At 53.4% G+C, this 10,939-nt stretch carries 5 protein-coding genes, 2 tRNA genes and 4 rRNA genes; 6 read left to right on the forward strand and 5 right to left on the reverse strand.

Features of this window, described 5'->3' with window-relative positions:
* Positions 1 to 250 precede the first annotated feature (250 nt).
* The 6 genes from AFK62_RS01795 (at position 251) to rrf (AFK62_RS01820) (ending at position 5,501) form a co-directional block, all read left to right on the forward strand.
* Positions 251 to 1,790 (forward strand): 16S ribosomal RNA (locus tag AFK62_RS01795).
* Between the two features lie 80 nt (positions 1,791 to 1,870).
* Positions 1,871 to 1,946, forward strand: a tRNA-Glu gene (locus tag AFK62_RS01800).
* A 201-nt stretch (positions 1,947 to 2,147) separates the two neighbouring features.
* A 23S ribosomal RNA gene (locus AFK62_RS01805) occupies positions 2,148 to 5,052 on the forward strand.
* Between the two features lie 90 nt (positions 5,053 to 5,142).
* Positions 5,143 to 5,258 (forward strand): 5S ribosomal RNA (gene rrf / locus AFK62_RS01810).
* A 14-nt stretch (positions 5,259 to 5,272) separates the two neighbouring features.
* Positions 5,273 to 5,348 (forward strand) — tRNA-Thr (locus AFK62_RS01815).
* Positions 5,349 to 5,385: 37 nt separating this feature from the next.
* A 5S ribosomal RNA gene (gene rrf / locus AFK62_RS01820) occupies positions 5,386 to 5,501 on the forward strand.
* The 16S, 23S and 5S rRNA genes sit together here with 2 tRNA genes alongside, the layout of an rRNA operon.
* A gap of 321 nt (positions 5,502 to 5,822) precedes the next feature.
* Here rrf (AFK62_RS01820) and AFK62_RS01825 read toward each other — a convergent pair.
* The 5 genes from AFK62_RS01825 to AFK62_RS01845 form a co-directional block, all read right to left on the reverse strand.
* Positions 5,823 to 6,581 carry an amino acid ABC transporter ATP-binding protein gene (locus AFK62_RS01825; protein WP_032984443.1) on the reverse strand — a complete coding sequence of 253 codons (759 nt, stop codon included), beginning with the start codon at positions 6,579 to 6,581 and terminating at the stop codon, positions 5,823 to 5,825.
* A gap of 8 nt (positions 6,582 to 6,589) precedes the next feature.
* Positions 6,590 to 7,687, reverse strand: coding sequence for an amino acid ABC transporter permease (locus AFK62_RS01830; RefSeq protein WP_007673398.1), 1,098 nt, complete (start codon positions 7,685 to 7,687; stop codon positions 6,590 to 6,592).
* Positions 7,688 to 7,690: 3 nt separating this feature from the next.
* A complete protein-coding gene (locus tag AFK62_RS01835; protein WP_007673396.1) occupies positions 7,691 to 8,872 on the reverse strand; it encodes an amino acid ABC transporter permease in 1,182 nt (393 codons plus the stop codon).
* A 69-nt stretch (positions 8,873 to 8,941) separates the two neighbouring features.
* On the reverse strand, positions 8,942 to 9,967 hold the full coding sequence (locus tag AFK62_RS01840; RefSeq protein WP_007673394.1) for an amino acid ABC transporter substrate-binding protein: 1,026 nt from the start codon (positions 9,965 to 9,967) through the stop codon (positions 8,942 to 8,944).
* A 475-nt stretch (positions 9,968 to 10,442) separates the two neighbouring features.
* A complete protein-coding gene (locus tag AFK62_RS01845) occupies positions 10,443 to 10,664 on the reverse strand; it encodes a putative periplasmic lipoprotein (RefSeq protein ID WP_007673391.1) in 222 nt (73 codons plus the stop codon).
* Positions 10,665 to 10,939 lie beyond the last annotated feature (275 nt).

Here is a 10,939-nt window from a genome sequence, read left to right on the forward strand (position 1 = left end):
GTAAGTCGGAAAGAGAAAAACCTGAAATTAAGGGTTGACTCTGAAAGAGGAAAGCGTAATATACGCCACCTCGCGACAGCAGGCTGCAGGCCGCGTCGCACCGCTCTTTAACAATTTATCAGACAATCTGTGTGGGCACTCGGGGCACTGATATCTTAACGTCTTCGGACGATAAATGAATATCAAGTCTCAAGTGAACAACAGTTAATTCATTACGAACTAACAGTTTAATTCTTTGAGCATCAAACTTTAATTGAAGAGTTTGATCATGGCTCAGATTGAACGCTGGCGGCAGGCCTAACACATGCAAGTCGAGCGGTAGCACAGAGAGCTTGCTCTCGGGTGACGAGCGGCGGACGGGTGAGTAATGTCTGGGAAACTGCCTGATGGAGGGGGATAACTACTGGAAACGGTAGCTAATACCGCATAACGTCGCAAGACCAAAGTGGGGGACCTTCGGGCCTCATGCCATCAGATGTGCCCAGATGGGATTAGCTAGTAGGTGGGGTAAAGGCTCACCTAGGCGACGATCCCTAGCTGGTCTGAGAGGATGACCAGCCACACTGGAACTGAGACACGGTCCAGACTCCTACGGGAGGCAGCAGTGGGGAATATTGCACAATGGGCGCAAGCCTGATGCAGCCATGCCGCGTGTATGAAGAAGGCCTTCGGGTTGTAAAGTACTTTCAGCGAGGAGGAAGGGAGTGAGCTTAATACGCTCATTCATTGACGTTACTCGCAGAAGAAGCACCGGCTAACTCCGTGCCAGCAGCCGCGGTAATACGGAGGGTGCAAGCGTTAATCGGAATTACTGGGCGTAAAGCGCACGCAGGCGGTTTGTTAAGTCAGATGTGAAATCCCCGGGCTCAACCTGGGAACTGCATTTGAAACTGGCAAGCTTGAGTCTCGTAGAGGGGGGTAGAATTCCAGGTGTAGCGGTGAAATGCGTAGAGATCTGGAGGAATACCGGTGGCGAAGGCGGCCCCCTGGACGAAGACTGACGCTCAGGTGCGAAAGCGTGGGGAGCAAACAGGATTAGATACCCTGGTAGTCCACGCCGTAAACGATGTCGACTTGGAGGTTGTGCCCTTGAGGCGTGGCTTCCGGAGCTAACGCGTTAAGTCGACCGCCTGGGGAGTACGGCCGCAAGGTTAAAACTCAAATGAATTGACGGGGGCCCGCACAAGCGGTGGAGCATGTGGTTTAATTCGATGCAACGCGAAGAACCTTACCTGGTCTTGACATCCAGAGAATCCTGCAGAGATGCGGGAGTGCCTTCGGGAACTCTGAGACAGGTGCTGCATGGCTGTCGTCAGCTCGTGTTGTGAAATGTTGGGTTAAGTCCCGCAACGAGCGCAACCCTTATCCTTTGTTGCCAGCGGTTCGGCCGGGAACTCAAAGGAGACTGCCGGTGATAAACCGGAGGAAGGTGGGGATGACGTCAAGTCATCATGGCCCTTACGACCAGGGCTACACACGTGCTACAATGGCGCATACAAAGAGAAGCGACCTCGCGAGAGCAAGCGGACCTCATAAAGTGCGTCGTAGTCCGGATTGGAGTCTGCAACTCGACTCCATGAAGTCGGAATCGCTAGTAATCGTGGATCAGAATGCCACGGTGAATACGTTCCCGGGCCTTGTACACACCGCCCGTCACACCATGGGAGTGGGTTGCAAAAGAAGTAGGTAGCTTAACCTTCGGGAGGGCGCTTACCACTTTGTGATTCATGACTGGGGTGAAGTCGTAACAAGGTAACCGTAGGGGAACCTGCGGTTGGATCACCTCCTTACCTGTAAAGATACAACCTCGTAGTGCTCACACAGATTGTCTGATAGAAAGTAAAGAAGCAGGGTTGTCTGCGAAAGCGAAGTCCCTTTCGTCTAGAGGCCCAGGACACCGCCCTTTCACGGCGGTAACAGGGGTTCGAATCCCCTAAGGGACGCCACCTGCTGGTAATGAGTGAAAGGCGTTACCGATTAATATCTCAAAACTGACCTGCGGGTCATGTTTGAGATATTTGCTCTTTAACAATCCGGAACAAGCTGAAAATTGAAACAGACATGCTGTTGCATTCTTCCGTAATCAGGAATGCGCGGTGTGTCAGAGTCTCTCAAACTCGCAGCACGAAGACTTCTTCGGGTTGTGAGGTTAAGCGAACAAGCGTACACGGTGGATGCCCTGGCAGTCAGAGGCGATGAAGGACGTGCTAATCTGCGAAAAGCGCCGGTAAGGTGATATGAACCGTTATAGCCGGCGATGTCCGAATGGGGAAACCCAGTGCAATTCGTTGCACTATCTCAGCATGAATACATAGTGCTGTGAAGCGAACCGGGGGAACTGAAACATCTAAGTACCCCGAGGAAAAGAAATCAACCGAGATTCCCCCAGTAGCGGCGAGCGAACGGGGAACAGCCCAGAGCCTGAATCAGCTTGTGTGTCAGTGGAACGGTCTGGAAAGGCCGGCGATACAGGGTGACAGCCCCGTACACGAAGGCACACAGGTTGTGAGCTCGATGAGTAGGGCGGGACACGTGATATCCTGTCTGAAGATGGGGGGACCATCCTCCAAGGCTAAATACTCCTGACTGACCGATAGTGAACCAGTACCGTGAGGGAAAGGCGAAAAGAACCCCGGCGAGGGGAGTGAAACAGAACCTGAAACCGTGTACGTACAAGCAGTGGGAGCCTTCGTAAGAGGGTGACTGCGTACCTTTTGTATAATGGGTCAGCGACTTATATTCTGTAGCAAGGTTAACCGTATAGGGGAGCCGAAGGGAAACCGAGTCTTAATTGGGCGTTAAGTTGCAGGGTATAGACCCGAAACCCGGTGATCTAGCCATGGGCAGGTTGAAGGTTGGGTAACACTAACTGGAGGACCGAACCGACTAATGTTGAAAAATTAGCGGATGACCTGTGGCTGGGGGTGAAAGGCCAATCAAACCGGGAGATAGCTGGTTCTCCCCGAAAGCTATTTAGGTAGCGCCTCGTGAACTCATCTTCGGGGGTAGAGCACTGTTTCGGCTAGGGGGCCATCCCGGCTTACCAACCCGATGCAAACTGCGAATACCGAAGAATGTTATCACGGGAGACACACGGCGGGTGCTAACGTCCGTCGTGAAGAGGGAAACAACCCAGACCGCCAGCTAAGGTCCCAAAGTCATGGTTAAGTGGGAAACGATGTGGGAAGGCCCAGACAGCCAGGATGTTGGCTTAGAAGCAGCCATCATTTAAAGAAAGCGTAATAGCTCACTGGTCGAGTCGGCCTGCGCGGAAGATGTAACGGGGCTAAACCATGCACCGAAGCTGCGGCAGCGACACTTATGTGTTGTTGGGTAGGGGAGCGTTCTGTAAGCCTGCGAAGGTGTGCTGTGAGGCATGCTGGAGGTATCAGAAGTGCGAATGCTGACATAAGTAACGATAAAGCGGGTGAAAAGCCCGCTCGCCGGAAGACCAAGGGTTCCTGTCCAACGTTAATCGGGGCAGGGTGAGTCGACCCCTAAGGCGAGGCCGAAAGGCGTAGTCGATGGGAAACAGGTTAATATTCCTGTACTTGGTGTTACTGCGAAGGGGGGACGGAGAAGGCTATGTTGGCCGGGCGACGGTTGTCCCGGTTTAAGCGTGTAGGTGTGTGTTCCAGGTAAATCCGGTTCACTTTAACACTGAGGCGTGATGACGAGGCACTACGGTGCTGAAGTAACAAATGCCCTGCTTCCAGGAAAAGCCTCTAAGCATCAGGTAACACGAAATCGTACCCCAAACCGACACAGGTGGTCAGGTAGAGAATACCAAGGCGCTTGAGAGAACTCGGGTGAAGGAACTAGGCAAAATGGTGCCGTAACTTCGGGAGAAGGCACGCTGACATGTAGGTGAAGCCCCTGCGGGTGGAGCTGAAGTCAGTCGAAGATACCAGCTGGCTGCAACTGTTTATTAAAAACACAGCACTGTGCAAACACGAAAGTGGACGTATACGGTGTGACGCCTGCCCGGTGCCGGAAGGTTAATTGATGGGGTTATCGCAAGAGAAGCTCCTGATCGAAGCCCCGGTAAACGGCGGCCGTAACTATAACGGTCCTAAGGTAGCGAAATTCCTTGTCGGGTAAGTTCCGACCTGCACGAATGGCGTAATGATGGCCAGGCTGTCTCCACCCGAGACTCAGTGAAATTGAACTCGCTGTGAAGATGCAGTGTACCCGCGGCAAGACGGAAAGACCCCGTGAACCTTTACTACAGCTTGACACTGAACATTGAGCCTTGATGTGTAGGATAGGTGGGAGGCTTTGAAGCGTGGACGCCAGTCTGCGTGGAGCCAACCTTGAAATACCACCCTTTAATGTTTGATGTTCTAACCTGGCGCCGTGATCCGGCGTGGGGACAGTGTCTGGTGGGTAGTTTGACTGGGGCGGTCTCCTCCCAAAGTGTAACGGAGGAGCACGAAGGTCAGCTAATCCTGGTCGGACATCAGGAGGTTAGTGCAATGGCATAAGCTGGCTTGACTGCGAGAGTGACGGCTCGAGCAGGTGCGAAAGCAGGTCATAGTGATCCGGTGGTTCTGTATGGAAGGGCCATCGCTCAACGGATAAAAGGTACTCCGGGGATAACAGGCTGATACCGCCCAAGAGTTCATATCGACGGCGGTGTTTGGCACCTCGATGTCGGCTCATCACATCCTGGGGCTGAAGTAGGTCCCAAGGGTATGGCTGTTCGCCATTTAAAGTGGTACGCGAGCTGGGTTTAGAACGTCGTGAGACAGTTCGGTCCCTATCTGCCGTGGGCGCTGGAGAATTGAGGGGGGCTGCTCCCAGTACGAGAGGACCGGAGTGGACGCATCACTGGTGTTCGGGTTGTCATGCCAATGGCACTGCCCGGTAGCTAAATGCGGAAGAGATAAGTGCTGAAAGCATCTAAGCACGAAACTTGCCCCGAGATGAGTTCTCCCTGAGACTATAAGTCTCCTGAAGGAACGTTGAAGACGACGACGTTGATAGGCCGGGTGTGTAAGCGCAGCGATGCGTTGAGCTAACCGGTACTAATGAACCGTGAGGCTTAACCTTACAACGCCAAAGAAGTCTGGCGTGTTGAGAGACAATTCAGCTTGTGACGGATAAATCCTGTGGCCGGAAGGCGGCGGGAAACAGAATTTGCCTGGCGGCTGTAGCGCGGTGGTCCCACCTGACCCCATGCCGAACTCAGAAGTGAAACGCCGTAGCGCCGATGGTAGTGTGGGGTCTCCCCATGCGAGAGTAGGGAACTGCCAGGCATCAAATTAAGCGTGCTGATATGGCTCAGTTGGTAGAGCGCACCCTTGGTAAGGGTGAGGTCCCCAGTTCGACTCTGGGTATCAGCACCACTTTTTCGGTTAAAGTTCGGCATTTAAAAAGAATTTGCCTGGCGGCTGTAGCGCGGTGGTCCCACCTGACCCCATGCCGAACTCAGAAGTGAAACGCCGTAGCGCCGATGGTAGTGTGGGGCCTCCCCATGCGAGAGTAGGGAACTGCCAGGCATCAAATAAAGAACCCCTCAGCACTGCTGAGGGGTTTTTGCTTTTTGCGCCCGGGGTACGGCCTGCGGGGCGTCATTACCTTCCGGCTCCTGTCATCACAGCCGCTTCATACGGCTTCCGTTGCTGTTGCTCAGGCACTAATTTACTGCCTGCCGCTTCAGGGTACACCAGCGCCGGTGCATCCGCTGCGCGTCGCTGTTTCTGCATGACGTCCCGCAGCGACAGACAACCGCGCCTGTCTGAAGTAAACGCCATGCCTGCCACAACACATACCTGAAAAAAGCAAAAAACGCCCCGCCAGAACGACGGGGCAGATAAGGATTAGTGAATCACCTGGGACAGAAACGCGCGGGTGCGCTCTGATTCCGGATTGGAGAAAAAGTCCTGCGGCGGGGCCTGCTCGACGATCTCCCCGCGATCCATAAAAATCACCCTGTCTGCGACGGTACGGGCAAACCCCATTTCATGGGTCACGCACAGCATCGTCATGCCGGACTCCGCGAGACCAATCATTGTGTCCAGCACTTCTTTCACCATCTCCGGATCCAGCGCCGAGGTAGGCTCATCAAACAGCATAATTTTTGGCTTCATACACAGCGAACGGGCGATAGCCACGCGCTGTTGCTGACCGCCAGAAATCTGCCCCGGGAATTTATGCGCGTGTTCTGCGATCCGCACTCTTTCGAGATAATGCATCGCCAGCGCTTCCGCTTCTTTTTTAGGAAGTTTACGTACCCAAATCGGTGCCAGCGTACAGTTCTGCAAGACAGTCAGATGCGGGAAAAGATTAAAGTGCTGAAATACCATCCCCACTTCGGTACGTACTTTTTCGATATTACGCAGGTCATCATTCAGCTCAATGCCATCGACAACAATTCGGCCCTGTTGATGCTCTTCCAGATGATTAATACAGCGGATTGTCGTCGATTTTCCGGAGCCTGACGGCCCGCAAAGCACGATCCTCTCACCCTGTTTTACCTTCAGATTAATATCTTTTAATACATGAAACTGGCCGTACCATTTATTCACGTTTTCCAGCGTAATCATCGCGTCGGCAGGCTGCATCGTTATTTGACTCATGGTTATCCTCAGTGCGGCGTACGCCCGGTGTGAAAGCGCTTTTCCAGATGCTGGCTGTAGCGCGACATGCTAAAGCAGAAAATCCAGTAAATTAGCGCGGCAAATACATAACCTTCCGTCGACATGCCAAGCCATGCCGGGTCGACGGTTGCCTGCTGCACGCTGCTAAACAGATCGAATAGCCCGATAATAATGACCAGACTGGTGTCTTTGAAAAGGGCGATGATGGTATTCACCAGGCCCGGTATGACAAGCTTCAGGGCTTGCGGAAGAATAACCAGCCCCTGGGTTTTCCAGTAACCGAGCGCCAGTGATTCTGCTGCCTCGTACTGCCCTTTGGGCAGCGCCTGCAAACCGCCGCGAACCACTTCCGCCACATAGGCGGACTGGAAGAGAATAACCCCGACCAGCGCGCGGATGAGCTTGTCGATGCTGGTTCCTTCCGCCATAAATAGCGGCAGCATCACGGATGACATAAACAGCACTGTGATAAGCGGCACACCGCGCCAGAACTCAATAAAAATTACCGACAGCACGCGCACGACCGGCATTCTGGAGCGGCGTCCGAGTGCCAGCAGAATGCCGAGCGGCAGTGCACCGGCTATCCCTACCGAGGCGATAATGAGCGTCAGCGTCAGGCCGCCCCACTGACGGGTTTCCACGCGCTCCAGCCCAAGAAAACCGCCATAGAGCAGCCACCACACGACAACGGGATAAATTACGGCCCAGCAGGCGATGTATCGACCACGCCGCGGCAGCGCATTCCAGAACATGGGGACAATGGAAAGCAGACCAATCACGAGCGCCAGATTAATGCGCCAGCGTTCATCATGTGGATAAAGTCCATACATAAACTGGCCGAAGCGGGCATGAATAAAAACCCAGCACGCACCTTCCTTCGTACAATCCGCCCGTGTGTTGCCCACCCAGTTAGCCTGAAATAGCGCCCAGTTCAGCAGTGGCGGGATCAGTTCCCATAGCATCCAGATACAAAACAGCGTCAGCAGGCTGTTACCCAGGCTGGAAAACAGATTTTTGCGCATCCACCCCACCGCGCCGCGGTTTAGGGGGCGAGCAGAGGCTGGCGATATCGCTTTTATCGTCATGGTTTAGCGCTCCACCAGAGCTATACGCCGGTTATAGAGGTTCATCAACAGCGAAATCGACAGGCTGATAATGAGGTAAACAGACATGGTGATGGCGATAGTCTCAATTGCCTGCCCGGTCTGGTTCAGCACCGTACCCGCAAACAGCGACACCATATCGGGATAACCGATAGCGGCGGCGAGCGATGAGTTTTTCACAATGTTGAGATACTGACTGGTGAGTGGCGGGATTATCACGCGCATCGCCTGCGGGATAATCACCTGGCGCAGCGTCACCGGATTTGGCAGGCCCAGCGATCGCGCAGCCTCATGCTGACCGTGCGGCACTGACAAAATCCCGGCGCGAATAATCTCGGCAATAAAAGCGGAGGTATAAACGGATAACGCCAGCGTCAGCGCCGCCAGTTCCGGGATCAGCGCCAGCCCGCCACGGAAGTTAAACCCGCGCAATGCGGGCACGTCCCAGTGCAATGCCGGGCCGAACGCCAGATGCGCTATTAGCGGTAACACTACGATAAGTAAAAGGAGCGTAGGCCAGGTGCGTCGCAGTTGTCCGGTCTTCATCTGGTGTTTTTTATTGAAGCGGTAAAGCCCGGCTGACAGCAACAGCGCCATCGCCACCGCAGCGACAAACGCCAGCGCGCCTTCGCCTGCCTCCGGCGAGGGCAGGTAAAGCCCACGATTACTTAAGAACGCCAGATCAAACGCGCTGACGGCCTGACGCGGACCAGGCAGATTGCGCAGTACAGCGAAGTACCAGAAGAAGATCTGCAACAAAGGCGGAACGTTACGGAAGGTTTCGATGTAAATCGTGGAAAGTTTACGCAGCAGCCAGTTATCGGACAGGCGCGCAAGCCCGATAAAAAAGCCCAAAAAGGAGGCAAAAACAATGCAGAGCGCAGAAACCAGCAGCGTATTCATCAGGCCGACCAGGAAAACGCGACCATAGGTGTCGCCTTCCTCGTAATCGATCAAGTGCTGAACGATGCCAAACCCGGCGCTACGATCGAGAAACGCAAATCCCGACGTAATGCCCCGGTTATTCAGATTGGTAATCGTGTTGTGAATCAAATATGCGGCGATACCAAGCACGACGACAATCGCCACAATCTGGTACAGCCATGCGCGAACCGCAGGGCTGGAAAGGGTGAGAGGTCCTTTCACGCCAGGGCGTCGATGGAACATAGGTAAACCTCAGGCAACCATAACTCTGGGCTGGGCGCCGCTATTGCGACGCCCGTAACGACAAAAGGCTTAACGCACCGGCGGCGCGTACTGAATACCGCCTTTGTTCCAGAGGTTGTTCTGGCCGCGTTTGATCTTAAGCGGGCTTTCCTGGCCGACGTTGCGCTCAAAGATCTCGGCATAGTTACCGACTTGCTTAATGATGTGATAAGCCCACTTGTTATCGAGCTTCAGATCCTTACCGTAGTCGCCTTCTTTACCTAACAAGTGCGCCATGTCCGGCGTTGAGGGGTTAGCCGCTTTCGCATCCACGTTTTTGGAATCCACTCCCATCTCTTCAGCATTCAGCATTGCGAACAGCGTCCAGCGCACAATGGAGAACCACTCTTCATCGCCACGACGAACTACCGGGCCCAGCGGCTCTTTAGAGATAACTTCCGGCAGGACAATCCACTCAGCCGGGTCGCTGAGCTTAATGCGCAGCGCATAAAGCTGAGACTGATCAGAAGCGAGCGTATCGCAGCGCCCGGATTCCAGCGCTTTGGCCGATTCATCGGAGCGATCGAAGGTTACCGGCGTGTATTTCATACCGTTGGCTTTAAAGTAATCCGCCACGTTAAGCTCGGTATCCGTGCCTGCCTGAATACAGACGGTGGCGCCGTCGAGTTCTTTTGCGCTTTTAAGACCGGCTTTGTTATGCGTCAGGAAGCCGATGCCGTCGTAATACGTTACGCCCGTAAACGACATACCCATGCCGGCGTCGCGGGAGGAGGTCCAGGTAGTATTACGAGAAAGCACGTCAACTTCGCCGGATTGCAGTGCCGTAAAGCGCTCTTTCGCGGTTAGCGGGGTGTACTTCACTTTAGACGCGTCGCCAAAGACTGCGGCCGCGACGCCGCGGCAAACGTCAACGTCGATACCGGTAAATTTGCCATTGGCGTCCGCATAGGAAAAGCCCGGCAAACCGTCACTGATGCCGCACTGCACAAAACCTTTCTTTTTCACACTGTCCAGCGTGGCACCAGCATGGGCCTGATTAGCAACGGCGAACAGCGCGCCAGCGGCGGCCAGAGTGGCGATCATCATCTTCTTCATAATGCATCCTGTGTGGCGAGAATTATCGTTATAGATATAAGGCGTTTGGGAGGCGCCAGTTTGCTGTCTGTGGCCTGAGCCATAGGGGGTAAAGCAAAGGGAATGCCAGGTTTACATCAGGCGCGAAAAGCAGTGCGCTGATGTATTAAGCGAAGTGTAGACATAAAAGAAAAAAATAAGCGCACTGAAACAGTGCAAAAAGACAATGCACGCCACATTTTGGAGCAAAATAATACGCGTGATATCAGGAATACGGGCAGGTGGTTTCTGGCGTTAATATTAAGAAGAGAAGTAATGAGAAAGCCTGTGAGATAACTCACGCAGTCGAAGAAAATATAAAAAAGGCTACCGTAAAAAAGCGAACCGGCACACGCGTTATTTTTTATTATGCGCCAAAGCAATGCCAAAATTTTACCTTATGACAAAAGGCTGCACCGTTTTAACGCAGCGGGCCGATACCGGCCCGCCAGTGGTCTTATTTACTTAGCGCAATAATCCCCATTGTCAGCCCGGCAAGGGCGGCGGCTCCACCCGCGACGGCGCCTGCGGTTTCCCAGTTATCCTGAGTTGTGCCCTTCATACACGTATTGGTATGAACCAGGCGCCCCTGATCGTCATAAACCGGTACGCAGGGAGAATCATGTGCGCAGCCGGCCAGTAAGGTACATAACAGCGCGGCGGGAACTAATTTGTTCATTATTCACCTCTTCAGAATAAACTGCCTTCCCGAAACGATATGAGCTAATAAATAAAGGGGCGGGCGTTGGCAATAAAAGAAGATTATCACGCGTCTGCGCAGGCGTTGAGCAGACAATAATTGCAATTCATGTGGATTGTAAAAATGATGGATAAGCGCGGCATAATGTGAAGAGATTATGGAGAATAAAGCGTACCGACATAATGGCACCGAAAGTGTAACGGGAATAATAAACTAATAATGATAAGGGGTTGCGAGTCTTTTAAGGTGTTGCG

Source organism: Cronobacter condimenti 1330 (genome assembly GCF_001277255.1).
Classification (GTDB): domain Bacteria; phylum Pseudomonadota; class Gammaproteobacteria; order Enterobacterales; family Enterobacteriaceae; genus Cronobacter; species Cronobacter condimenti.

Bases quoted from the DNA above. Each gene is read 5' to 3' on its own strand.
- AFK62_RS01830 (WP_007673398.1), bottom strand. From the start codon at position 7,687: ATGACGATAAAAGCGATATCGCCAGCCTCTGCTCGCCCCCTAAACCGC.
- AFK62_RS01835 (WP_007673396.1), bottom strand. From the start codon at position 8,872: ATGTTCCATCGACGCCCTGGCGTGAAAGGACCTCTCACCCTTTCCAGC.
- AFK62_RS01825 (WP_032984443.1), bottom strand. From the start codon at position 6,581: ATGAGTCAAATAACGATGCAGCCTGCCGACGCGATGATTACGCTGGAA.
- AFK62_RS01840 (WP_007673394.1), bottom strand. From the start codon at position 9,967: ATGAAGAAGATGATGATCGCCACTCTGGCCGCCGCTGGCGCGCTGTTC.
- AFK62_RS01845 (WP_007673391.1), bottom strand. From the start codon at position 10,664: ATGAACAAATTAGTTCCCGCCGCGCTGTTATGTACCTTACTGGCCGGC.